This is a genomic window from Eisenbergiella massiliensis, from assembly GCF_003435485.1.
Genome location: NZ_QVLV01000029.1, coordinates 26,220 through 48,322 on the forward strand (window position 1 = coordinate 26,220; position 22,103 = coordinate 48,322).

Consider the following 22,103-nt stretch of genomic DNA (forward strand, 5'->3'; position numbering starts at 1 on the left):
ACGATGATGGAGAAAAAAGCCGCCGGATACGGAGTTAACAACGGCGCGGATATCAGGTGACGTTTATATGCAAAACCGGATAGAACTGCATTTCCATCCCTGTACACAGGGCGTCTCCGCATAAACGGATGCCGCCTCTGCTTTTTCAGGTCGGAAGAATGCTTCCGAGACCACTGATAAGTCCATTTGCCGCCGTGCTGAAGTAAGTGGATTTGTCAGTAGTTTCGGCATCTTCTGTGCCTGAACAGCACCAGTACTGCACCTGCGGACAGAAAAGTCCGGTACCATATATATGGATCCGGAAACTGCCGCGACAGCCAGCCCCGGCATACGGGAAGAACTGACTGACAAGTAATGTTCGAAAAAAGGAGAGACAAGATGTACAAAACATTTTCCATGGAACTTGCCGGACGCACCCTGAGTGTAGATGTCGGCAGAGTAGCGGCACAGGCTAACGGCGCCGCATTTATGCATTATGGTGATACCACCGTTTTATCCACAGCTACGGCGAGTGAGAAGCCCAGAGAAGGAATTGATTTCTTCCCTTTGAGCGTTGAATATGAAGAAAAGCTGTATTCCGTAGGAAAGATTCCCGGAGGCTTCAATAAAAGAGAGGGAAAGGCCAGCGAGAACTCCGTTCTGACGAGCCGTGTTATCGACCGTCCCATGCGCCCTCTGTTCCCTAAGGATTACAGAAATGATGTAACCCTGAATAACCTGGTGCTTTCCGTAGATCCTGCCTGCCGCCCCGAGCTGGTGGCTATGCTTGGTTCCGCTATCGCAACCAGCATTTCCGACATTCCTTTTGCCGGACCCTGCGCAATGACACAGGTAGGCCTGATTGACGGAGAATTCGTTCTCAACCCTTCCCAGGAGCAGTGGAAGAACGGCGATCTGAACCTGACGGTGGCGTCCACCAGTGAAAAGGTCATCATGATCGAAGCCGGAGCCAATGAAATCCCGGAAGCTAAAATGATCGAAGCCATCTACATGGCACATGAGGTAAACCAGTCAATCATTGCTTTTATCAACCAGATTGTAGCGGAAGTCGGCAAGGCAAAGCATGAATATACAAGCTGTGCCGTTCCGGAAGAGCTGTTTGCAGCAATAAAGGAAATCATCCCTCCTGAAGAAATGGAAGAAGCTGTATTCACCGATGTGAAGCAGGTAAGGGAAGAAAATATAAGAAAGATTACAGAGCGTCTGGAAGAAGCTTTTGCTGATAAGGAAGAATGGCTTCCTGTTCTGGGCGAGGCAATTTACCAGTACCAGAAAAAGACGGTGCGTAAGATGATTCTCAAGGATCATAAGCGTCCTGACGGCCGTGCGATTACACAGATCCGACCTCTGGCTGCAGAAATTGATATTATCCCCAGAGTACATGGTTCAGGTATGTTCACCCGCGGACAGACTCAGATCTGTACCATCACCACGCTGGCGCCTCTGTCTGAAATGCAGAGAATTGACGGCCTGGATGAGAATGAAGTGAATAAGAGATATATGCATCATTATAATTTCCCGTCCTATTCCGTAGGAGAGACCAAACCCTCCAGAGGACCGGGACGCCGTGAAATCGGACATGGCGCGCTTGCTGAAAGAGCTCTGATACCGGTACTGCCTTCAGAGGATGAATTCCCCTATGCAATCCGTACCGTATCCGAAACCTTTGAATCCAACGGTTCCACCTCCCAGGCGTCCATCTGTGCATCTACTCTGTCACTGATGGCTGCAGGCGTTCCCATTAAGAAGCAGGTTGCAGGTATCTCCTGCGGTCTGGTAACCGGCGATACCGATGATGATTACATCGTGCTTACCGATATCCAGGGACTGGAAGACTTCTTTGGGGATATGGACTTTAAGGTGGCAGGTACCCATGACGGTATTACCGCAATCCAGATGGATATTAAGATTCACGGCCTGACCAGGCCTATCGTAGAGGAAGCGATTGCCAAGACCAAGGAAGCAAGAGAGTATATCATGAATGAAATCATGACTCCCTGCATTGCAGCTCCCAGAGCTGAGGTCGGTCAGTTCGCTCCCAAGATTATTTCCGTACAGATCGATCCCGAGAAGATTGGTGATGTGGTTGGACAGCGCGGAAAGACAATCAATGAGATTATCGCCCGCACCGGCGTTAAGATTGATATTACCGATGACGGAAAGGTTTCCGTATGCGGAACCGATAAGGAAATGATGGATAAAGCGGTAGAGATGGTTAAGATCATCACCACTGATTTCCAGGAAGGCCAGATTTTCAAGGGAACCGTTGTAAGTATTAAGGAATTCGGCGCATTCATCGAATTCGCTCCCGGAAAAGAAGGAATGGTTCATATTTCCAAGATCGCAAAGGAAAGAATCAACCGTGTAGAGGATGTTCTTACTCTTGGAGAACAGGTTACCGTTGTATGCCTTGGTAAGGACAAAATGGGCAGAATCAGCTTCTCCATGAAGGATGTTGCCCAGGTTTAAATACCGGATTATTAATTTAATAGAAACAATCGGCAGTTTAATAAGCCGGAGGAATATACTGACATATTCCTCCGGCTTATTTTTGTCCGCGCAGTCATAACCTGGCATGTACAACATATACTGAGATAAGCAGAAAGTTGGACAGACTGCTTGAAAGGAACCTGTCCGGAAAGCGAGGAGTGTGCCCATGACACAAAGGGAAGATATTTTGCGGATCTTTCCGGAACGAATGCGGCCCAGGTGGAAGAAAACCGCCGGATTTGCGCAGCAGCTGCAGGAAATCCGGCTGCGCGTTGGAAAACCGGTGCTTTTGTACATAGACGGAAGAGAATTTTTCCAGGAGGAATCCGGGGATGTGGTATGCCGGACTGACCGGCCTGCAGTCACTGCACAGGAGGATTTGGATCAGTTGATAGCCTATGCATGCAGCTACTCCATGTATGCTTTTGAAGAAGAAATCAGCAGAGGCTACCTGACACTGCCGGGCGGACACCGTATGGGGCTTACAGGGGAAGCTGTGCTGACGGATTCGGACAGAGTGAGGAATATCAAGCATATTTCCTGTGTAAATATCCGGATTTCCCATGAAATCAGGGGAGCGGCGGACGCCGTGCTGCCCTTTCTTTACAGGGACGGACATTTCCTGAATACACTGATTCTTTCGCCGCCCGGCTGTGGTAAGACAACCCTGCTGAGGGATATCGTGAGGCAGGTTTCCGATGGGAATTCCTGCGGTCCCGGCGTGACTGTGGGGATTGTGGATGAACGTTCGGAAATTGCCGGAACCTTTCAGGGGAGGGCGCAGAATGATGTGGGAATGCGCACGGATATCCTTGACAGCTGTCCGAAGGCGGAAGGCATGATGCTGCTGATCCGTTCCATGGCGCCAAAGGTTATCGGCGTGGATGAATTGGGAAGTGAAGAGGATATCCGGGCGCTGAAAAAGGCGATCTGCTGCGGATGCTGCGTTCTGGCAACCATCCATGCCGGTTCATTGGAGGAGGCGGAAAGCAGGCTGTCCGGGATGAAGCTGGATGAAATAAAGATTTTTGACCGCTATGTGATACTCACCAGGCAAGAGGGGAAATGTGCGGTGGATGCCGTACTGGACGGCGGAAGGAAGCTTCTGGCCGGGAGGGCGCCATGCTGAAGCTTACCGGCGCGCTTCTGCTGGTTATGGGGTGCGCCGGGTTCGGCCTGTGCATGTGCAGGGATATGGAAAAGCACGTGGCGCAGCTGCGGCAGCTGGCAAGGGCATTTACCATGCTGGAAAGTGAAGTGGGATACAGCAGGGCCACATTGCCGGAGGGAATGATCAGAGTGGGTAACCGCCTGCACACAGAGCTGGGGGACTGCTTCATACGGATGGGAAAGAGGGCGCAGGAGCAGAGCGGAAGCTCCTTCCAGACCGTATGGCAGGAGGAAATGCCCTCCTGGCTGAAGACAACCTGCCTTGACGCCAGGGAAAAGGAGCTTCTGCTTTCCTTCCCCGGCTTTACCGGATTTGTGGACGGGCAGATGCAGCTGATTTCCCTGGAGCAATTTGTAAAGGAGCTTTCGCATGCACAGGAAAAAGCGGGGAAAGAAGCGGAAAGCCGCAAAAAGGCAGTTCTTTCCGTAAGTACGGCGGGCGGGCTGCTGATGGCCATCCTGCTGATATGACTTGAAGGAGAATGGAATGGGAGTAAGTCTGATTTTTAAAATTGCAGCGGTAGGGATTCTGGTGACTATCCTCAGCCAGATACTGAAGCACAGCGGCCGGGAGGAGCATGCGTTCCTCCTTTCGCTGGCCGGCCTGATACTGGTTCTCACCTGGATCATTCCCTACATATATGATCTGTTTACTACAATACAGAACCTGTTTCAGCTCTGACGGAAAGGAGAGGACAGGAAATGGATATGGTAAAAATCGCCACGCTGGGCATAACCGGCGTTCTGATAGGGCTTCAGTTCAAATCCGGGAAACAGGAATACAGCGCTTATATCGGTATCGGCGTGTCGCTGGTTATTTTCTTTTATGTCTGTGAATACCTGATGCAGATGAAGGACTCCGTGCTGGCTCTGGGAGGGTTTTTGGAAGGAAGCGGCGCTTATTTCGGGATACTTTTCAAGGTGATCGGCATTACCTATCTGTGCGAATTCTGCGCAGGCCTCTGCCGGGATGCCGGATATCAGGCCATTGCCGCCCAGGTGGAGCTGTTCGGGAAGGTGACTGTGCTGCTTGCGGGAATGCCGGTGCTTTTATCCCTGATCGATACCATTACAGGCTTCATGGCTTAGAGTGTGATTGAAAATTCATTCCCGCACACAGCGTAAGCAGCAACCCGGGAAGGAGGGGAACATGGACTGGACCACATTGACCGGAGAATTGAATCTTGAGGCGCTTTCGGAACAGATTGAACAGCTGTTTCCCAATTTCTCCATCGACTTTTCCTCGCTTCTTGGGCAGATATTATCAGGGAATGCAAAAGAGGCGTTTGCCGGCCTCGCCGCTTCCCTGAAAAACGGGATGCTGGCTGAGATGGCGGGGATGAAGAATCTGCTGCTTACGCTTTTGATTATCGGCGTGCTTTCCGCACTTTTTACGGTAGTCATGCAAAGCTTCGACAATCACCAGATAGCGGATATCGCCCATTTTATTTCCTACCTGCTCATGCTTTTTGTAGTGCTTCGCACCTTTACCCAGGCGGCGGATATTGCAGGTGAGCTGCTTGGCAGAATCCTTCTTTTCGTCCGCCTGTTTGTCCCTACCTTCATGCTGGCGCTGGGGCTTTCGGCGGGAGCGGCCACCGCGGCAGGGTATTACCAGCTGATTCTGCTTCTGATTTACGGCGTGGAGCAGGTGCTCAAAAGCATCGGGCTTCCGGCGGTAAACATCTACATGATGCTGGTTGTGATGAACGGTATCTGGGAAGAAGAACGGCTGGGCATGCTCGTAGAGCTGCTGCAGAAGGGCGTGGCTGGATTTTTAAAATTCCTCCTTACCTGTATTACCGGCATCGGCCTTCTCCAGTCCATGGTTACTCCCGTGCTGGAGCATCTGAAGCTGAATGCGGCGGGCAAGGCTCTGTCGGCAATTCCCGGCCTGGGAGGCCTGGCGGAGGGCACAGCCCAGCTTCTTATAGGATCCGCGGTTCTTGTAAAAAACGGCCTGGGCGTGGCGGCCTTCCTTCTTCTGCTCGCCCTGTGCATCGGCCCTTTTGCCAGGCTGCTGCTGTATGCCGGTATATTGAAGCTGTGCGCGGCCCTTCTGGGCATGACGGCTGACAAACGGATTACAGGCTGCGTCAATAAAGCGGGAGACGGCCTGCTGCTGCTTTTGAAAATCAGCTATACGGCCTGCGCCTGCTTTCTGATCATGTTTGCCATCATAACCTGCCTGGCGGGGAAAATCGGATAGCAAACCGAAGAAAGGAGAGGACTCCAATGGGAGCGCAATTTCTGGATTTGTTAAAAAAAGTCACGATTTTCATGCTGGCGGGGCAGATTATCGTGCAGTTCCTCCCGTCCGGTGGCTATGAAAAATATGTAAAAATGATGATAAGCATCATGGTCCTGTCCCAGATAGCCCTTCCCATCCTTTCTCTGGGAAAATTCGATGCGCAGCAAAATTTTCAAACCGCATTGCGGCAGTATGAAGAGGAGATGGAACGAATCTCCAGACAGGTGGAAGAGGCGGGGCTTCAAAGCGGTGATTATCAGGAGGAGGCGCTTTCCATGACCGCCCGCAGCAGCCTGGAGGAGGTTTCGGCACAATACGGCGTAACCGTCACCGCTGTTTCCCGGACAGAGGACGGCAGGCCTTTGCTGCAGGTGTCGGGAGACGGAGAGCAAAGGGTACGGATAGAAAAGGTGAAAATTTCCCCGCAGGGGCCGGAAGCGGAGGCTGTTTTGAACGGATCGGACAATACAGAGGCGGCGCAGAAACAGCAGGAGCTGCGGGAGGCCTTTGCGGAGGAGCTTGGAATAGCCCCGGAGGAGTTGGAGGTGATTTGGAATGGGTGAACGGCTGAAAACATGGAAAAAGAAGCTGACTAAGGAAAATATGGCGATAATGGCTCTTTTGGGGATTTTGCTGATGGTAATCGCCATTCCTGTAAAAAAAACGGAGACACAAAAGGATCAGACAGCCGCTCCCGAGAATAAAAGCACCGCTTCCGGAACACAGGAAACTGAGGAAGAGGACAATACCGGCGGCTATGCAGGCGAACTGGAGGAACGGCTGGAGTCCCTTTTAGCCAGCATGGAAGGCGTGGGAAATGTGAAGGTCATGGTAACCCTGGACTCCTCCAGGGAACAGGTGGTGGAAAAAGATATTCCCTCCACCATGGACACCACAAAGGAGACGGACAGCACGGGCGGAAGCCGGGATGTGATTAACTCCAGACAGGAGGAAACCACAGTCTATGTGACCGATTCCGCAGGCAATAAAACACCCTATGTAAGCAAAATAAGGGAGCCGTCCATTGAAGGCGTGACCGTTGTGGCCCAGGGAGGAGGGAATGCCGTAATTCAGAAAAATATTACGGAAGTGATTCAGGCATTATTTGGAATAGAAGCACATAAGATTAAAGTAGTTAAGATGAAATAGCAGAAAGCAAGAAATGGCTTAAAACGGGCATTTTATATCGAACAAATATTCGATAAAAAGCCCGTTTTTTTAATTAAAATATACACACAATATACACACAATATACAAATTATTTATACTTTAATCTTATTGATTTCCAATAGTAATCGCTGGGGCAGAATATGAGTATACACGCCGTCTGTTATGTCGGTGACACGATGGCCCAGAATCAGCTTACGACATAGGTCATCACACTTTGCATCCTTCATAAGGGTTGCGCATGTGTGCCGTGTATCGTGCATGGTATGTTCCATTCCCTTCGATTCAAGGAAGGGCTTAAGGTGGACATCATTGAAATGCGCATAGGTGAATGGCTTACCCTCATCCATAATAAGGTACTCATTTTTAGGATTATAAAATTGCTTAATGATAGGGTATATTTTATTATGGATTGGCACAATACGATTTTTGCCTGCATCCGTTTTATTTCCTCCGCCCATGTAGCGGTCCTTTAAATTTACGTCAGCGGTTTTTATTCGCAGTAATTCCATTACTCTATATCCGGTGTAGATATAAATCAGGAGCTGCCGTGATATTTCAGATTCGTCTGCCCAAAGAGCTGCAATTTCATCAGGAGTGAATACTTTATGCTTCTGAGCTTTTTCCCTGGCTGACACCCGGATGATGAATTGTGAAATGTCTTTTTCCACATATTCATGCTTCATGGCATATTTGTACATGTGATGGAGCAGTGTTATGGGCTTCGTAATCGTAGAGTCAGACATGCCGTCCAGCTTGTCTATTTCCGCCTGCAGATCCTCTATTTTAAGGTACGCAAACTTCTTATCATGTAAGGCAGAAAGCTGGTTAAAAGCGCAGATATATGATTCATGTGTTTTCTGGCTGACGCTTTTATATCTTTCATATTCAGTAATCCATTCATCAAAGACAGTACGAAAGAGGATATCTGATATCGGTCGATTGTCGTGCGTTAATTTGCCCTCATTATATTGCGCGAGGAAAATGTTGGCCGACTTCTTGTCTTCGAAATAGCCCAAATAATCGTACAATGGGGTACCATTCTTTTTGTACCCCTTAATTATTCGTACGGCATAAGGCCGGCGCCTTTTACCGGATAATTTTATGATGCCTCCGTATCCTCCTGGTAATTTCATTACAAGACCTCCTTTTTGAGTATAAAAAATACACCTGTACAGGTGTCATGGAGGTGTGGTAAAATATTCTTGTCATGGAGTACTTTACGGCCTCCTGGCCTGTACAGTATTCAATTTCCGCTCTGGCGTTCCCCAACGCTGGGGCGGTTTTTATATTTGCTGATAAAAATTCATATCCTTAAATTCGCACACAGATAGCTGGGGTTCAAAAGAAATAAAGTATTCATCAAACTTAACTCCTGTCCCATACTTTGCCCGATATGAACATATTGCATCATTCAAGTAATCTTCTGACACGTCCAGTTCTTTTGCCATATCATATAGGGAATAACACTTTCTTTTATATGCCTTTACAATTCCAAACAAACCAACCATATCATCATAGGACCAGCGGCGCCCCTTTTCTTCCAGACGCCTGTTGTTTGAATCATTTTGATCAAGAATGTCGCAGGAGCATGTATAAAAATGACCACGCTCCTCTGATAAAACACAGGCACTTCTTATTATCGGCATTCCCTTACGGATAAAGATTCTATTACCTTTTATGCGTCCGTCATAAGTACGAAAAGGTTTTTCGAATACTCTGATATTTTCTTTTTCAGCTTCGACAAGTTGTTTTTCATAAGGATTCAATAAATCGCTCAAGATAATCACCTCAAGACAATTCTATAGTAAACCATGTCCGATAAATGGGACAGTTATTCATTACCATCATCAATCATTGCCTCATCGGCAGCACGCTCCTCTGCTGTAAAATCTATGTCAGTACGAGAATGGGCAGCATTCAGGCCAGAACTTTTTTGCGCTTCAGATGGAAATAAATACATAACAGATTCTTCATATATTTTTTGTAACTGTTCTTTGCAAAAATTTTGAGAATTTTCTACAAGTGAACTGAATTGTTCGTCTGTTATTTTAAAAGATATCTGCCCATTTGATAATGTATACATATTATCATAGTCTTTCCATTCGTAAGACCATCCAAGACTACGCATCTGATAGAAGAAAGCATTTATTTTATCCTCTAATCTTTTCGACTCTTGATCCCATTCATCGAATCCGAGCAAATGATTTACAGTTATACCAAAATAATCAGCTAACTTTTTTACTTTTTCCATACTGGGTGTATTTGTATCTACTTTGCATAAGGAACCACGGGAAAAACCTAGTTCTCGTTCTGTAGCTGTGACAGTAACTCCTTTTTCTTTACATAGCTGTTTAATCAATTGATATGTCAGCATAAAAACCTCCTATAAAAAAGTTGAAAAAATTACGCATATAGTCCTTGACATATCGAATATTTTACGTATAATGTAAGTAAAGGCCGAATAAATTACGTAAATACAAAACGATATGTTGCTGCTATATGACAAGTATTTTGAGATACTCTGATTATAGAATATTTTACGCAATATGTCAATATTATAGCGTGATATTTTCGATATAGGAAAGGAGGTAAAAGGATGCTTTATGACAACGTAAAGGCCATTTGTGATGAGAAGGGCTTGTCTATTTCTCAATTGGAAAGAGATTTAGATTTTCCACGAAGCAGTATATGCAAATGGAACGATAATGAACCAGGTGTTAGAAAAGTGCAGAAGGTTGCAGATTACCTCGGAGTTCAAATTGAAAAAATTTTAGAAGAAAGAGGTAACGCATGAAAACTGAATATTGGAACGGATTCCCCATTCGTTTCATCGAAAAGAATGGGGAATGGTGGGCGGTAGCCGTTGACGTAACAAATGCTTTAGGGCTGAAACAAACAACCAGGGCAATCAGCAGGTTAAAAGATGGGGTTACTTTTAGTAAGGTCACTGATAAATTAGGTAGGACACAAGAAGTTAACATTATTAATGAAAAAGCAATCTACAAGTTAGTTTTCCGAAGTCACAAACCTGAAGCTGAAGATTTTCAGGACTGGGTATATGAAATGCTTAAACTGATTCGCCAGTCATCTGGCCTTGAGGGCTTCCAGATATTCAGAATGCTAGATAAGGAACACCAAAAGGAAATGATGGGAAAACTAAATGAATCTCTGCGACACCCGGTCAGGGTTGACTTCATCAAGGCGAATACAATAGCCAATAAAGCTGTGTCTACAAAATATGGTTATCCCAAAATGGTTAAAAAATCTGACATGTCTCCGGCTATGCTGGTGGACAGGCAGGGGCTTTTGGAAAGTACTGTTGAGCTTATGAGCATCAAAGAAAAATACCATCTGGATTTATCGGTGAGCGAGGAAGTCTACAAAATTGCTTCTGGAGTTAATGAAAAGACAGGATAAAAAACGGAAAAACCGTCCCAATGATTTATGGTAAACGGTATGCATCTATCAGATGGGAAACACTAAATGGTTATTGTCCGATGAAGATAGGGAATCAATCTGGCTAAGCCATAAGTAAAAACTCCGTAATTTCCTGATAAAAAGAGGTGAGAAGTAGTGTGGTTCATATTTTTAGTATCGGCCCTGGTAATTGCCGTGGCAGCCCTTCCGGTCATCTGGATAGCAGGGAAGGTAATATTATCTATTAAAAGGCAATACAAGAGATTTGAAGTTGAAGAGGAAGCATATAAAAAAGCCCAGGAAAAAATCAATCGGGCATTTGAAGAGGAGAAAGAAAATGAAAGGTAAGTTTATTGCAATTTTAGTCGCCATTATCGCCGTACTTGGAGGTCTTTACACAGTGATTTCCATTACCCGTGTTGGGCAGGGAGAAGTAGGAGTTGTGTATACGATGAAAGATGGAGTACAGGAGGAAGTCCTGGTTCCGGGATTTCATTTTGTAGGACCGACAGCGAAGGTAAAAACTTTTCCGATTTCACAGCAGCAGCTGGTATTGAGTAATAATCCTGCTGATTACAATGCGGAAGAGCACCAGGATTGGCATGTAGATGCTCCTGCAGACGGTGGCATGGTAAAGATGAACCTGACCATCAATTACAATTTTATGTCAGACAGAGTGGTTGATTTGTATACAAAATTTAATGGCATGGATGGAGAGGCTATTGTAGAGGGTATGGTCCAGAATTCTATCATCGCCTACATAAAGGAAGTCACCCCTCAGTTTTCTGTTATGGACATCTATAGCAGCAAACGTTCTGAGGTCAGCCAGGCTATCACAGAATACCTGAACAAAAAGCTGAATAGCGAATATGGCATCAATATTGCATCCGCTCTTATTATAGATGTCCAGCTGGATGAGACTCTGCAGGCAAAAATACAGGCTAAAGAACAGGCAAAACAGGATGCCGAGAAAGCCGAACTGGATAAGCAGACAGCACAGGCCCAGGCTGAAGTAGAAAAAGTAAATGCCGAAACCGCAAAGCAGATTGCTATTACAAAGGCTGAAGGATCTGCTGAGGTCCAGAAGATTAAAGCAGAAGCGGAGGCAAAAGCGAATCAGATAATAAGCCAGTCCATCACACCCGAGCTTATCCAAATGAAAGAAGCGGAAGCCAGGCTAAAGCATGGCTGGGTGACTGTTCAGGGCGGAACTGTTGTTACTGATAATACCGAAAAATAGAAGGGAGATCGACTATGAATCCAGTAATTGAAAATAATTTCAGTTATCACAGAGTACAGGAAGGACAGGCAGAGAGGTACGAAAGGCTGCGCGAAGAAGCAAAGGAGCTGGCCTATTCCATTGATGCACTGTGTCCAAACAGCCGGGAGAAGTCCCTGGCTATGACAAAACTTGAAGAATCAATTATGTGGGCTAACGCATCGATAGCCAGAAATTAATGACTTAGCGGGACACAGTGGGACTTCCTTCTGAGGTGGGGCGGAAGGTATTAGAAAGGAGGCACTCAGATGCGTGAATGGACAAGAATAACCGTCCACCAGGCTGCCCAGAAACTGGGCATCAGCGACCAGGCTGTCCGGGTGCAGATGCAGTGCGGCGATATGAAAATCGGTAAGATTATACCAGGGGAGCGCGGTCACAACACCTATGTGATATACGACGAATTGGTGGACCGTGAAGTGGCACGAATGCAGGAAAGGGAAAGAGGTGAAATCCGCACGCAGGAAAATTTCACTGCTGAAGCAAGAGTTTTCAAGGACGGCAGAGTAATAACCAGAGTACGGCCGGTAGAACCCGAAGACAAGCAGGGTTACAAGGAAACACAGTTCTGTATCATCTGGATAGACCTTTTCGAATCGGCCGAAGAGGCCGAAGAGTTTCTTTCACAATACAAATAGGAGGAATTACTTATGACAAATGCATACAAAATTTTTATGACAAAGTCCTATGAGGTAGCTTATTTGCTGGGAGAGGTGCATAAGGACAAACTGGGTAAAGAGGGTATTACATCTGTGAAAACTGGTGCAGCCAATGAAAGGTGTGGCTTTATCCCTCAGATTTATCATGATACTGGATACTTTTACTGTGCGGTAACAAGGGAATCCGATAAGCCGGATTATGAACTTATTTTTGCATAGGGAGAGAAACCATGAAAAAAACAGAACGCCTGGAACTGGAGAATAAGGTTCTGAAAAACATGCTGGAAAACATCCAGTGTGAGATCGAACAGTATTATCAGAAAGAATATGAAGACCGCCTGGATCCACATCGCCTGCTCGGCCGTATCCAGCAAACGTCAGGAAGCTTTGAAGACCGGATGGAATATGCGAACAAGTTTGGATATCTGGAATACAGTCCAGTCAGAAAAGAAAATGACCCTGTTGCTGGGGAGCAAAACGGGGCCATTAAATAAAAATATCTCAAGTGCATTATAGCACGGAAAAGGAGTTTTGAAAATGGAAATGTGTGAAGCAGCAAAAAGGATTTTAGATACCCCGGCCAAAGTGGTGTATTATCGGGCGCCTGGGGATACATCCGGAAAAATAGAATCGGATGCTGACCATGTATCTCTCTGCGTAGCAGCTGAGGATATCATGCTTGAAGCCTGCCTGCGCATGAGCCGCGGGGATATTGCTGTCGCAAATAAGGCTATGCGCCAAATGACCAAAAATGTGCGTAACAATATTCTGCAGCTGAATAACCTCAAAAATTGACCGGGGGGGGGTAAAAACTTATGTGTGAAAGAGTTAAGCTTACACCCCTCACCCTCGAAGAAAAAGCTTTCGCAGAAGAGCATCACAGCGTCCTGGTCTGGTATCTGAACACTCAGAAACTGGACAAGTCAGAGTATTATGATGTAGCTGCTATGGGATACCTGCAGGCGGTCAAACAATGGTTCGCCCGGCCTGAGCTGCATCAATGGTCCTTTTCAACAATCGCCAGGCAGTCAATGCGCAGCCGCGTACATAATGAGCGGCAGAAACAGAATAGGCTGCCGACTGTGAGCCTTAATGATGTGGTGCCGGGCACAGAAGACCTTACTTACGGGGAGTCAATAACCTATGAAAACCAAAGATTTTTTAAACAGGAAAGGAAGATACAGATGGGAATGAAAATTAATTATGACGTAACAGTGCCGGCTGCGGCCAAAGTAACAACCAGAACAAGTGTGGAAGTGGAGACTCTTTTAAGCTTCCTGGAATCCACACACAAAACGCTCAGCTTCGAGTACGACACGCCCAAAGAGGCAATAAAGAAATGTGGTACTCTTCGCACCTACAAGCGCAGCCATAAGCATACAGGGTACAATGTTTACCGTCAGGAAGAGACAGTGTATATCGAAAAAGAAAAGACGGGGAGGAAATAAGGATGATTGAAGTAAAGATTTATGAGGATGGTGCTTTAATTAAGCAGATGGAAGGGCAGGCAATTTTTTCTATGGCTGTATTAGCCAACCATGATGAGTATGAACAAGTTGAAGCTACGGCATGGGGGACGATGACCAGGGATGATTTTTATAATGCTTTGGCGTCATCCTGCGCACAGCAAATAATTGACCATCATGATTCTGTGAAGAATAGTATCGAAGCGATTGCGTGGTTCATGCTCATGGTAAGGAGCTATGGCTCTCAGTATCTGGCAGAAAAATATGGGAAAACGGAGGAAGCAGAAGATGGAAGCACTGAAAATTAATCAGCTGGAAGTTGAAAATGTAAAGCGTATTAAGGCAGTAAAGGTGGAGCCGACAGCCAACGGCCTGACTATCATCGGCGGCAATAATAATCAGGGGAAGACCTCCGTACTGGATTCCATTGCCTGGGCGCTGGGAGGGGACCGTTACCGGCCCTCTCAGGCCACAAGAGAAGGTTCCCTGATTCCTCCTATCTTGCATATTGTCATGAACAATGGGCTGGTAGTGGAACGCAAGGGCAAGAACAGTGACCTTAAGGTAACGGATCCTTCCGGGAGGAAAGGCGGGCAGCAGCTCCTGAATGAGTTCGTGAACCAGCTGGCCCTAGACCTGCCGAAGTTCATGGATGCGACCGGGAAAGAGAAGGCGGATATCCTCCTGCAGATTATTGGTATAGGTGATCAACTCCACTCTCTGGAACAGCAGGAGACTGACCAGTATAACCGGCGCCGTGCAATCGGCCAGATTGCAGACCAGAAGGAAAAGTTTGCAAAGGAGCAGCCTTATTACCCGGATGCCCCGAAGGATATCGTCTCTGCAACAGAGCTGATTAAGCGTCAGCAGGATATCCTGGCAAAGAATGGGGAAAACCAGAGAAAGCGTGAACGTCTGCACCAGCTGGAGCAGGAGAGCCAGAAGATTAATGAGGAACTGGAAGCGCTTCTGAAGCGGCAGGAACAGGTTCAGGCAGACCTTGAAACTGCCCGAAAGTCAGCGGCTGACCTGCAGGACGAGTCCACGGCAGAACTGGAAGCCAGCATTACCAATATAGAGGAGATTAACCGTAAAGTCCGTGCCAACCTTGACAAGGACAAAGCGGAGGATGATGCCAGGGAATACCGCAGGCAGTATGACGGCCTTACGAAAGAACTGGAGGACACCCGGCAGAAGAAAACAGACCTGCTCAAGAATGCGCCCCTTCCCCTTCCTGAGCTTTCTGTGGAGGATGGCAACCTGGTATACAAGGGACAGCAGTGGGACAACATGTCCGGTTCCGACCGGCTGAAAGTGGCAACGGCCATTGTTCGGAAACTGAATCCAAAGTGTGGCTTTGTGCTTTTGGATAAGTTGGAGCAGATGGACCTAGGAACACTGCAGGATTTCGGTTCCTGGCTGGAAGCGGAAGGACTGCAGGCCATAGCAACGCGGGTGAGTACAGGTTCCGAATGTAGCATTATTATTGAAGACGGCTATGTGGCAGGGCAGGAACAGCCTGAACAGCCGGAGAAAAAGACATGGAAGGCAGGTGCATTTTAATGGAAATAATCAGAGGAAAAATACCGTGTGCAAAAAAAGTTGTGATCTATGGCCCAGAAGGAATTGGAAAGAGTACTTTTGCATCCAAGTTCCCGAACCCTCTTTTTATTGATACCGAGGGGAGTACAAAGGATATGGATGTGGCGCGGACTCCTACTCCGTCATCCTGGGCCATGCTCAAAGAACAGATTGACTATGTGGTATCTCATCCGGATATCTGCCGTACTCTGATAATTGATACGGCAGACTGGGCAGAGCAGATGTGCGTGGAAGATATCTGCTCCCGGCACCAAAAGCACGGAATTGAAGACTTTGGGTACGGCAATGGATATGTCTATGTCAAGGAAGAGTTTGGCCGCTTCCTGAACCGTCTGGAAGATGTAATTTCAAAAGGTATTAATGTAGTACTTACCGCTCACGCACAGCTGCGCAAATTTGAGCAGCCGGATGAGCTGGGAGCCTATGATCGGTATGAAATGAAACTGGGAAAAAAGACTGCCTCCCAGACGACTCCCCTGGTGAAGGAATGGGCGGATATGGTGCTGTTTGCCAATTACAAGACCTATTCCATAGCTACGGATAAAGACGGAAAGAAACATAAGGCTCAGGGAGGCAGACGGGTAATGTATACCCAACATCACCCCTGCTGGGATGCCAAGAACCGGTATGGCCTGCCGGAGGAAGTGGATTTTGATTACGCTGTGATTGCTCCTATCATTGAGCAGCCTGGTGTTGCACCGGCGCAACCCACAACACCGGCGCAGGAAAAGAAAACAGAGATTCCCGTTACTGCGGCAGCTGTCCAGATGTCAATCCCGGGAACGGAGACTTCCAAGGCGAATATTCCGCCTGCAGAGCCGGAGCCTGTCAAACCGGAGACCCCGCCGCCGATGAACCCGCCTACAGAGACGGGGCCTGCTGAGAAACTGGATGAACGTATCCCGAAAGCCCTGCGTGACCTAATGGAGGAAAACGGCGTAGGTGAATGGGATTTACAGGAAGTGGTTGCAGACCGGGGATATTATCCCTCGGATACCCTTATCTGGAATTACGATCCGGATTTTATCGATGGTGTGCTGGTTGCGGCATGGGATCAGGTGTATGGGATGATTAAAGAAATGCGGGAAAAAGCAGAAATACCATTTAATTAAGGAGGATATTCGAAGTATGTATGAAGAAAGAGAACTGCAGTGGGATGATGTCATCGAAAAAGAGGGCGGCGAGTTTGTAACCCTTCAGGAAGGTGATTATGCATTCATGGTAGAAAGTTTTGAACGTGGGAGATTCACGCCCAAAGAAGGAAACAAGCTGCCGGCCTGTAACATGGCAACCCTGAAACTGAGAATTGATACACCAGAAGGCGCCGCTTATATTAACCATCAACTGTATTTACATACAAAGATGGAAAGCCGCTTATCCGAGTTTTTTGCATCAATTGGCCAGAAAAAGAAGGGTGAAGCATTGAAAATGAATTGGAATGCAGTGCCTGGCTCAACTGGTAGAGCGCATATTACCCTGGATCCGGATAAAACGGATCCGAACAAAAAATTCAATCATATTAAAAACTTTTATCCGAAGGAGGATAAACCCAAATTTAAGGCAGGTGCATTTTAATTATGGAACTTAGGCCGTATCAAATAGAAGCAAAAAACAGCATATTTGAGGAATGGGACAAGGGCGTCAACAAGACGCTCCTGGTCCTTCCTACCGGCTGCGGAAAAACTATTGTTTTTGCCAAAGTAACAGAAGACTGTGTGAGGCGAGGGGATAGAGTTTTAATCCTGGCTCACCGTGGTGAATTACTGGACCAAGCTGCCGACAAGATAAAAACGGCGACAGGCCTGGGATGCGCTACGGAAAAGGCAGAAGAAACTTGCCTGGGAAGCTGGTACAGAATAACAGTAGGCTCCGTACAAACCTTGATGCGTGAAAAGAGACTGGGACAGTTCCCATCTGATTACTTCAAAACCATCATAATTGATGAAGCCCATCACTGTATATCTGACAGCTATCAGCGTGTATTGCAGCATTTTCCGGACGCGAAGGTGCTGGGTGTAACTGCCACTCCTGACCGTGGAGATATGCGTAACCTTGGGGAATATTTTGACAGCCTGGCCTACGAATATACACTTCCGAAGGCGATTAAGTCCGGTTATCTGTCTCCAATCAAGGCGCTGACCCTGCCTCTTAAGATTGACATGAGTGGTGTGGGAATACAGGCTGGAGATTTCAAGGCCGGTGATATTGGTACAGCGTTGGATCCTTATCTGCACAGCATTGCCGATGAAATGGCAAAGTACTGCAAAAATAGGAAAACAGTAGTATTCCTGCCGCTGGTAAAGACCAGCCAGAAGTTTCGGGATATCTTATGCAGCAAGGGATTCCAGGCTGCCGAAGTCAACGGGGAGAGTCAGAACAGAGCGGAAATACTGGCAGATTTTGACGCCGGGAAGTATAACGTCCTCTGCAATTCCATGTTACTTACGGAGGGCTGGGACTGCCCATCGGTAGACTGCATTGTGGTTTTGCGGCCGACAAAGGTGCGTAGCCTGTACAGCCAGATGGTGGGCCGCGGTACAAGGTTATGTCCGGGAAAGGATCACCTCTTGTTATTGGACTTCCTGTGGATGACAGAACGGCATGAACTGTGTCATCCAGCAGACCTTATCTGCACAGATGAGGAAGTATCGAAGCAGATGACGGCCAACCTGGAAGATGCGGGATGTCCTATTGACCTGGAGGAAGCAGAGAAAACTGCCGCTGAGGATGTAGTGGCCCAGCGTGAAGAAGCCCTTGCAAAGCAGCTGGCAGAAATGAAGCGCAGAAAGAAGAAGCTGGTGGATCCGCTGCAGTTTGAAATGAGCATCCAGGCGGAGGACCTGGCTGGATATGTGCCGGCTTTTGGCTGGGAAATGGCGCCACCGTCTGACAAACAGAAGGCGACTCTGGAAAAACTGGGAATTATGCCGGATGAAATAGACAACGCCGGCAAGGCTACAAAGCTGCTGGATAGATTGGATAAGCGCCGGCAGGAAGGGTTGACCACTCCGAAGCAGATTCGATTCCTGGAGAATCGTGGTTTCCAGCATGTGGGCACCTGGAGCTTTGAAGCAGCAAAAAGTATGATAGACCGGATAGCAGCCAGTGGATGGCATACACCAAGAGGCATAAATCCTCAGGAATATGTACCCGGTAAGGAGTAAGTATGACAGATGGATTTGACATATTAGAAGTATTGGAACATATAGACCCTTCCAGACTGGATTATCAGGAGTGGGTGAATGTGGGTATGGCCCTGAAAGAGGAGGGCCATACTGCAGCGGACTGGGATGCATGGAGCCAGAGGGACACCGGCCGGTATCATCCCGGGGAATGTTTCCGGAAGTGGGATTCCTTCCGGGGGACTCTGCAGCCGGTAACGGGTGGAACTATTGTACAGATGGCAAAGGACCAGGGATGGCAGCCCGAAGTTGGGCATGAACTGGACTGGGACGATACCATATCCGATGAAAGAGTAGTGGTTGATAAAAACTGGATTGAAGGACAGGAAGTCGAAGAGCCGAAAGATTGGGATCCAACCTCCCAGTTAATTAAATATCTGGAAACATTGTTTGAAGCCGGGGAAAATGTTGGCTATGTTACGGCCAGCTGGGAGAAGGACGGGAAGTATCTGCCAACCCAGGGAAACTGGGACCGTACCGCGGGACAGCTTATTGAGCAGCTATCAAAGTGCGGCGGTGATATCGGCAGTGTGCTGGGAGATTACAAGCCAGAGGCCGGAGCCTGGATCCGTTTCAACCCATTGGATGGTAAGGGATGTAAAAATGATAATGTGACGGAGTATCGATATGCATTGGTAGAATCCGATGCGACAGACCTTGCAAAGCAAAACGCCATTATACGGGAAATGGAACTGCCGGTGGCCTGCCTGGTGCATTCCGGGAAAAAGAGTATCCACGCTATTGTGCGTGTAGATGCTGCCAACTACGATGAGTACCGGAAGCGTGTTAATTATCTGTATGAGGTCTGCAAGAAAAACGGCCTGGAGATTGATACGCAGAACCGGAACCCTTCCCGACTGTCCCGGATGCCCGGTGTTATGCGGAATGGTAGAAAGCAGTTCCTAATTGATACTAACATAGGAAAAGCCAGCTGGAATGAATGGTACGAATGGATAGAGAGTGTCAACGATGACCTTCCGGACCCGGAAAGCCTGCAGGGCGTATGGGACAACCTTCCGGAGCTGGCCCCATGTTTAATTGGTGGAGTACTACGGCAGGGACATAAGATGCTGATTGCAGGGCCGTCAAAGGCTGGAAAATCGTTTCTACTTATTGAAATGTGCATTGCCATAGCGGAAGGCCGTCCATGGCTCGGCTGGCCGTGCACACAGGGACATGTGATGTATGTGAACCTGGAACTTGACCGGGCCAGCTGCCTGCATCGATTTAAGGATGTATACCAGGCACTGGGCTGGGAGCCGCGGAACCTTGACAATATAGATATCTGGAACCTGCGTGGCAAGTCTGTACCGATGGACAAACTGGCGCCAAAACTCATCCGAAGGGCCGCAAAGAAAGATTACATTGCCATTATCATTGACCCAATTTACAAGGTTATTACCGGGGACGAGAACAGTGCCGACCAGATGGCAGCCTTCTGCAACCAGTTTGACAAAATATGCACAGAGCTGGGAACGGCGGTGATATATTGCCACCACCACAGCAAGGGTGCCCAGGGAGGGAAGCGGTCCATGGATAGAGCCTCCGGTTCCGGAGTGTTTGCTCGTGACCCAGATGCCCTGCTTGACTTGATAGAGCTTGATGTGACGCCAGAGCTGATGGCACAGCAGGAAAGTGTCATGGTATGCGATACATGCATCCGATACCTGAATAGCTTGTTTGATGACTGGGAGGATGACGTTTCCCAGGACGATATGCTCAGTTATGTGCAGATGCTTAATTATTGCAAGAAAAAGCTGTCTGCGGGGCAATACAGCACGCTGAATTCCCTTGTGGAGGCCGCTGCCAAGAAGGTCAAGGCATTGACGGCCTGGCGGATAGATGGCACGCTCCGTGAGTTCCCGAAGTTCGCGCCGGTGAACCTGTGGTTTGACTATCCCGCGCATCGGCCAGACAAGAGCGGCGTGCTGAAAGATATACAACCGGATGCCGAGAAGGCTCCATGGCAGCGCGGTACGGACAAGATTAAGAAAAACGCACAGGGGCGTAAAACAGAGCGAAAAAAAGCAGTCGAAGAAGCGATTGAGGGATGCAATTTCGGAGATATACCAACGGTAAAGGATGTTGCAGAATACCTGGGAATCTCAGAAAGAACAGCTCGTGACCGGATAAAAGAGCATGGTGGCTATACCTATGAAGATGGAAAAGTAAGAAAAAAGGAAGTGGAAGAGGATACGGGGAAACCTTAATTACAGTTTTCCCCGCCATGATGCAAAGTACACGGGGGAACCTTAAAAACAGATTTCCCCGCACAAACCAGATAGACGGGGAAACCATACTTTTCAGATTCCCCCGTGTAGACAAAAAGTGACGGGGAAACCTTAAAATTCAGATTCCCCCGTGCGGCGGGGAAACCTATACCCTAAAGGGTAAATATTTTTCCCCGCCATGCGTGGTCACGGGGGTAGGAAAGGACGGGCTACCGCATAAGCCCGCCCGTTCCCTTCCCCCTCCCCGTGACAAGGCGAATTTCAAAAAAACAAAAGAATTTCATACGTTAAAAATTTAGAGAGGTAAAGTATATGAAACATGAGATTAATCTGTGTTATACATGTGACTGTTGGGATGAAGATATGGGATGCGTCATGCCAGCAATTGATAAGAATTATGCCTGCCCATTGGAACAGAGGTCAATAATACAGTTCTTTATGGCAATGGATCCCCCCACAGTAACCCATCAGGAAAAGCAGGTGCATGTGGTAAATGGCAAACCGATACTTTACGAACCCGCAGAACTGCAAGCTGCCAGGGCGAAACTAAAAGCCCATCTTGTACAACACCGGCCGGAACAGATGTATACGAAGCCGGTGGAGCTTGTGACAAAGTGGTGCTTCCCGCGGGGCAAGCATGGGAATGGAGTGTACCGGAGCACAAAGCCGGATACCGACAACCTGCAGAAGCTCCTGAAAGACTGTATGACGGATGCGCAGTTCTGGACGGATGACGCGCTGGTCTGCCGGGAGATTACAGAAAAGTTCTGGGCGGAAGTGCCTGGGATCTATATCCGGATTGAGGAGCTGCCATGAAGATAGTATGGGAATTGTTTACCGATGTGTGGCACCTGGCACGGAAGTATGAGTTCCGGAAGCTCACGGATGCTGAATGGGAACAGTTCAAGGCCCGCGGGGAAGAGTTGCTGGTAAAGTACCGAAAGCACGGGCCAGACGTTGAAATGCTGTACCGGGATATCTTCCGGGCAGCACAAGCGTTTTATGAAAGGAGAAGCCATGAAGATACAGAAAACAATATGTGACCGCTGTGGTCGTGAAATACAATCTGCGAACTGCTATATGATATATCCTCAGGTTATTGATACAGAGAGTAGGGATATTCTTGTAACACAGCCATACGCAGAGGAAATGAGCAGAGATTACTGCGAGGATTGCATACAGGAGG

General features: G+C 47.7%; 29 protein-coding genes. 26 read left to right on the top strand and 3 right to left on the bottom strand.

Annotation, left to right across the window (positions count from 1 at the left end; translation table 11 throughout):
- Nucleotides 1–378 precede the first annotated feature (378 nt).
- The 8 genes from DXC51_RS25620 to DXC51_RS25655 all read left to right on the top strand — a co-directional run bounded on the left by DXC51_RS25620 (nt 379) and on the right by DXC51_RS25655 (nt 7,060).
- Nucleotides 379–2,469, top strand: coding sequence for a polyribonucleotide nucleotidyltransferase (locus DXC51_RS25620; protein ID WP_025491108.1), 2,091 nt, complete (start codon nt 379–381; stop codon nt 2,467–2,469).
- Between the two features lie 187 nt (nt 2,470–2,656).
- A complete protein-coding gene (gene spoIIIAA / locus DXC51_RS25625) occupies nt 2,657–3,619 on the top strand; it encodes a stage III sporulation protein AA (RefSeq protein ID WP_021638799.1) in 963 nt (320 codons plus the stop codon).
- A complete protein-coding gene (locus DXC51_RS25630) occupies nt 3,613–4,131 on the top strand; it encodes a stage III sporulation protein AB (protein WP_021638800.1) in 519 nt (172 codons plus the stop codon). Before spoIIIAA ends, DXC51_RS25630 begins: the two co-directional genes overlap by 7 nt.
- A 16-nt stretch (nt 4,132–4,147) precedes the next feature.
- Entirely contained in the window at nt 4,148–4,342 is a 195-nt protein-coding gene (spoIIIAC, locus tag DXC51_RS25635) for a stage III sporulation protein AC (RefSeq protein WP_021638801.1), read from the top strand.
- A 20-nt stretch (nt 4,343–4,362) separates the two neighbouring features.
- The gene (locus DXC51_RS25640; RefSeq protein WP_021638802.1) at nt 4,363–4,749 is read left to right on the top strand and encodes a SpoIIIAC/SpoIIIAD family protein; all 387 of its coding nucleotides are present in this window, start codon (nt 4,363–4,365) and stop codon (nt 4,747–4,749) included.
- A gap of 61 nt (nt 4,750–4,810) precedes the next feature.
- Nucleotides 4,811–5,869 (top strand): stage III sporulation protein AE, encoded by a 1,059-nt coding sequence (locus DXC51_RS25645; RefSeq protein WP_035323389.1) that lies wholly within the window; start codon nt 4,811–4,813, stop codon nt 5,867–5,869.
- A gap of 26 nt (nt 5,870–5,895) precedes the next feature.
- Nucleotides 5,896–6,474, top strand: coding sequence for a stage III sporulation protein AF (locus DXC51_RS25650; RefSeq protein WP_021638804.1), 579 nt, complete (start codon nt 5,896–5,898; stop codon nt 6,472–6,474).
- Nucleotides 6,467–7,060 carry a SpoIIIAG-related protein gene (locus DXC51_RS25655; protein ID WP_021638805.1) on the top strand — a complete coding sequence of 198 codons (594 nt, stop codon included), beginning with the start codon at nt 6,467–6,469 and terminating at the stop codon, nt 7,058–7,060. The genes DXC51_RS25650 and DXC51_RS25655 overlap by 8 nt, the downstream gene beginning before the upstream one ends.
- 113 nt (nt 7,061–7,173) lie before the next feature.
- Here DXC51_RS25655 and DXC51_RS25660 read toward each other — a convergent pair whose 3' ends face one another.
- The 3 genes from DXC51_RS25660 to DXC51_RS25670 all read right to left on the bottom strand — a co-directional run bounded on the left by DXC51_RS25660 (nt 7,174) and on the right by DXC51_RS25670 (nt 9,455).
- Nucleotides 7,174–8,214, bottom strand: coding sequence for a tyrosine-type recombinase/integrase (locus DXC51_RS25660; protein WP_117545680.1), 1,041 nt, complete (start codon nt 8,212–8,214; stop codon nt 7,174–7,176).
- A gap of 150 nt (nt 8,215–8,364) precedes the next feature.
- Nucleotides 8,365–8,859, bottom strand: coding sequence for a hypothetical protein (locus DXC51_RS25665; RefSeq protein WP_117545681.1), 495 nt, complete (start codon nt 8,857–8,859; stop codon nt 8,365–8,367).
- Between the two features lie 53 nt (nt 8,860–8,912).
- Nucleotides 8,913–9,455 carry a helix-turn-helix domain-containing protein gene (locus DXC51_RS25670; RefSeq protein WP_117545682.1) on the bottom strand — a complete coding sequence of 181 codons (543 nt, stop codon included), beginning with the start codon at nt 9,453–9,455 and terminating at the stop codon, nt 8,913–8,915.
- A 222-nt stretch (nt 9,456–9,677) separates the two neighbouring features.
- Between DXC51_RS25670 and DXC51_RS25675 the strand changes: the two genes are divergently transcribed.
- The 18 genes from DXC51_RS25675 (at nt 9,678) to DXC51_RS25755 (ending at nt 21,960) form a co-directional block, all read left to right on the top strand.
- On the top strand, nt 9,678–9,875 hold the full coding sequence (locus tag DXC51_RS25675) for a helix-turn-helix domain-containing protein (RefSeq protein WP_117545683.1): 198 nt from the start codon (nt 9,678–9,680) through the stop codon (nt 9,873–9,875).
- On the top strand, nt 9,872–10,498 hold the full coding sequence (locus tag DXC51_RS25680) for a BRO-N domain-containing protein (protein ID WP_117545684.1): 627 nt from the start codon (nt 9,872–9,874) through the stop codon (nt 10,496–10,498). Before DXC51_RS25675 ends, DXC51_RS25680 begins: the two co-directional genes overlap by 4 nt.
- Nucleotides 10,499–10,654: 156 nt before the next feature.
- The gene (locus DXC51_RS25685; protein WP_117545685.1) at nt 10,655–10,846 is read left to right on the top strand and encodes a hypothetical protein; all 192 of its coding nucleotides are present in this window, start codon (nt 10,655–10,657) and stop codon (nt 10,844–10,846) included.
- Nucleotides 10,836–11,738, top strand: coding sequence for a prohibitin family protein (locus DXC51_RS25690; protein ID WP_117545686.1), 903 nt, complete (start codon nt 10,836–10,838; stop codon nt 11,736–11,738). Before DXC51_RS25685 ends, DXC51_RS25690 begins: the two co-directional genes overlap by 11 nt.
- Before the next feature lie 14 nt (nt 11,739–11,752).
- A complete protein-coding gene (locus tag DXC51_RS25695; protein ID WP_117545687.1) occupies nt 11,753–11,956 on the top strand; it encodes an Acb2/Tad1 domain-containing protein in 204 nt (67 codons plus the stop codon).
- 69 nt (nt 11,957–12,025) lie between these two features.
- A complete protein-coding gene (locus DXC51_RS25700; RefSeq protein ID WP_117545688.1) occupies nt 12,026–12,415 on the top strand; it encodes a hypothetical protein in 390 nt (129 codons plus the stop codon).
- Nucleotides 12,416–12,427: 12 nt separating this feature from the next.
- Nucleotides 12,428–12,655: a hypothetical protein gene (locus DXC51_RS25705; RefSeq protein ID WP_117545689.1), complete on the top strand. Its 228-nt coding sequence runs from the start codon at nt 12,428–12,430 to the stop codon at nt 12,653–12,655.
- Nucleotides 12,656–12,666: 11 nt separating this feature from the next.
- The gene (locus DXC51_RS25710) at nt 12,667–12,930 is read left to right on the top strand and encodes a hypothetical protein (RefSeq protein ID WP_117545690.1); all 264 of its coding nucleotides are present in this window, start codon (nt 12,667–12,669) and stop codon (nt 12,928–12,930) included.
- Between the two features lie 43 nt (nt 12,931–12,973).
- Nucleotides 12,974–13,231 carry a hypothetical protein gene (locus DXC51_RS25715; RefSeq protein ID WP_117545691.1) on the top strand — a complete coding sequence of 86 codons (258 nt, stop codon included), beginning with the start codon at nt 12,974–12,976 and terminating at the stop codon, nt 13,229–13,231.
- Between the two features lie 20 nt (nt 13,232–13,251).
- The gene (locus tag DXC51_RS25720) at nt 13,252–13,884 is read left to right on the top strand and encodes a hypothetical protein (protein ID WP_117545692.1); all 633 of its coding nucleotides are present in this window, start codon (nt 13,252–13,254) and stop codon (nt 13,882–13,884) included.
- Between the two features lie 2 nt (nt 13,885–13,886).
- On the top strand, nt 13,887–14,210 hold the full coding sequence (locus tag DXC51_RS29340; protein ID WP_147332405.1) for a hypothetical protein: 324 nt from the start codon (nt 13,887–13,889) through the stop codon (nt 14,208–14,210).
- Nucleotides 14,191–15,465 carry an AAA family ATPase gene (locus DXC51_RS25725; protein ID WP_117545719.1) on the top strand — a complete coding sequence of 425 codons (1,275 nt, stop codon included), beginning with the start codon at nt 14,191–14,193 and terminating at the stop codon, nt 15,463–15,465. Before DXC51_RS29340 ends, DXC51_RS25725 begins: the two co-directional genes overlap by 20 nt.
- Nucleotides 15,465–16,616, top strand: coding sequence for an ATP-binding protein (locus tag DXC51_RS25730; protein ID WP_117531724.1), 1,152 nt, complete (start codon nt 15,465–15,467; stop codon nt 16,614–16,616). Before DXC51_RS25725 ends, DXC51_RS25730 begins: the two co-directional genes overlap by 1 nt.
- 16 nt (nt 16,617–16,632) lie before the next feature.
- Nucleotides 16,633–17,079, top strand: coding sequence for a hypothetical protein (locus DXC51_RS25735; RefSeq protein ID WP_117531672.1), 447 nt, complete (start codon nt 16,633–16,635; stop codon nt 17,077–17,079).
- Between the two features lie 2 nt (nt 17,080–17,081).
- Complete coding sequence (locus tag DXC51_RS25740; protein ID WP_117531674.1) at nt 17,082–18,668, top strand: DEAD/DEAH box helicase; 1,587 nt, start codon at nt 17,082–17,084, stop codon at nt 18,666–18,668.
- 2 nt (nt 18,669–18,670) lie between these two features.
- Entirely contained in the window at nt 18,671–20,896 is a 2,226-nt protein-coding gene (locus tag DXC51_RS25745; RefSeq protein WP_117545693.1) for an AAA family ATPase, read from the top strand.
- A gap of 333 nt (nt 20,897–21,229) precedes the next feature.
- Nucleotides 21,230–21,733, top strand: coding sequence for a RusA family crossover junction endodeoxyribonuclease (locus DXC51_RS25750; protein ID WP_320985704.1), 504 nt, complete (start codon nt 21,230–21,232; stop codon nt 21,731–21,733).
- Nucleotides 21,730–21,960: a hypothetical protein gene (locus DXC51_RS25755; RefSeq protein WP_117545694.1), complete on the top strand. Its 231-nt coding sequence runs from the start codon at nt 21,730–21,732 to the stop codon at nt 21,958–21,960. Before DXC51_RS25750 ends, DXC51_RS25755 begins: the two co-directional genes overlap by 4 nt.
- Nucleotides 21,961–22,103 lie beyond the last annotated feature (143 nt).

Excerpts from the sequence above, each read along its gene's own strand:
- DXC51_RS25675 (WP_117545683.1), top strand. The coding sequence starts at position 9,678 with ATGCTTTATGACAACGTAAAGGCCATTTGTGATGAGAAGGGCTTGTCT.
- DXC51_RS25690 (WP_117545686.1), top strand. The coding sequence starts at position 10,836 with ATGAAAGGTAAGTTTATTGCAATTTTAGTCGCCATTATCGCCGTACTT.
- DXC51_RS25640 (WP_021638802.1), top strand. The coding sequence starts at position 4,363 with ATGGATATGGTAAAAATCGCCACGCTGGGCATAACCGGCGTTCTGATA.
- DXC51_RS25755 (WP_117545694.1), top strand. The coding sequence starts at position 21,730 with ATGAAGATAGTATGGGAATTGTTTACCGATGTGTGGCACCTGGCACGG.
- DXC51_RS25745 (WP_117545693.1), top strand. The coding sequence starts at position 18,671 with ATGACAGATGGATTTGACATATTAGAAGTATTGGAACATATAGACCCT.
- DXC51_RS25655 (WP_021638805.1), top strand. The coding sequence starts at position 6,467 with ATGGGTGAACGGCTGAAAACATGGAAAAAGAAGCTGACTAAGGAAAAT.
- spoIIIAA (WP_021638799.1), top strand. The coding sequence starts at position 2,657 with ATGACACAAAGGGAAGATATTTTGCGGATCTTTCCGGAACGAATGCGG.
- DXC51_RS25695 (WP_117545687.1), top strand. The coding sequence starts at position 11,753 with ATGAATCCAGTAATTGAAAATAATTTCAGTTATCACAGAGTACAGGAA.
- DXC51_RS25715 (WP_117545691.1), top strand. The coding sequence starts at position 12,974 with ATGGAAATGTGTGAAGCAGCAAAAAGGATTTTAGATACCCCGGCCAAA.
- DXC51_RS25700 (WP_117545688.1), top strand. The coding sequence starts at position 12,026 with ATGCGTGAATGGACAAGAATAACCGTCCACCAGGCTGCCCAGAAACTG.
- DXC51_RS25735 (WP_117531672.1), top strand. The coding sequence starts at position 16,633 with ATGTATGAAGAAAGAGAACTGCAGTGGGATGATGTCATCGAAAAAGAG.
- DXC51_RS25680 (WP_117545684.1), top strand. The coding sequence starts at position 9,872 with ATGAAAACTGAATATTGGAACGGATTCCCCATTCGTTTCATCGAAAAG.
- DXC51_RS25710 (WP_117545690.1), top strand. The coding sequence starts at position 12,667 with ATGAAAAAAACAGAACGCCTGGAACTGGAGAATAAGGTTCTGAAAAAC.
- DXC51_RS25730 (WP_117531724.1), top strand. The coding sequence starts at position 15,465 with ATGGAAATAATCAGAGGAAAAATACCGTGTGCAAAAAAAGTTGTGATC.
- DXC51_RS25660 (WP_117545680.1), bottom strand. The coding sequence starts at position 8,214 with ATGAAATTACCAGGAGGATACGGAGGCATCATAAAATTATCCGGTAAA.
- DXC51_RS25725 (WP_117545719.1), top strand. The coding sequence starts at position 14,191 with ATGGAAGCACTGAAAATTAATCAGCTGGAAGTTGAAAATGTAAAGCGT.
- DXC51_RS25645 (WP_035323389.1), top strand. The coding sequence starts at position 4,811 with ATGGACTGGACCACATTGACCGGAGAATTGAATCTTGAGGCGCTTTCG.
- DXC51_RS29340 (WP_147332405.1), top strand. The coding sequence starts at position 13,887 with ATGATTGAAGTAAAGATTTATGAGGATGGTGCTTTAATTAAGCAGATG.
- DXC51_RS25670 (WP_117545682.1), bottom strand. The coding sequence starts at position 9,455 with ATGCTGACATATCAATTGATTAAACAGCTATGTAAAGAAAAAGGAGTT.
- DXC51_RS25630 (WP_021638800.1), top strand. The coding sequence starts at position 3,613 with ATGCTGAAGCTTACCGGCGCGCTTCTGCTGGTTATGGGGTGCGCCGGG.
- DXC51_RS25620 (WP_025491108.1), top strand. The coding sequence starts at position 379 with ATGTACAAAACATTTTCCATGGAACTTGCCGGACGCACCCTGAGTGTA.
- spoIIIAC (WP_021638801.1), top strand. The coding sequence starts at position 4,148 with ATGGGAGTAAGTCTGATTTTTAAAATTGCAGCGGTAGGGATTCTGGTG.
- DXC51_RS25705 (WP_117545689.1), top strand. The coding sequence starts at position 12,428 with ATGACAAATGCATACAAAATTTTTATGACAAAGTCCTATGAGGTAGCT.
- DXC51_RS25740 (WP_117531674.1), top strand. The coding sequence starts at position 17,082 with ATGGAACTTAGGCCGTATCAAATAGAAGCAAAAAACAGCATATTTGAG.
- DXC51_RS25650 (WP_021638804.1), top strand. The coding sequence starts at position 5,896 with ATGGGAGCGCAATTTCTGGATTTGTTAAAAAAAGTCACGATTTTCATG.
- DXC51_RS25720 (WP_117545692.1), top strand. The coding sequence starts at position 13,252 with ATGTGTGAAAGAGTTAAGCTTACACCCCTCACCCTCGAAGAAAAAGCT.
- DXC51_RS25750 (WP_320985704.1), top strand. The coding sequence starts at position 21,230 with ATGAAACATGAGATTAATCTGTGTTATACATGTGACTGTTGGGATGAA.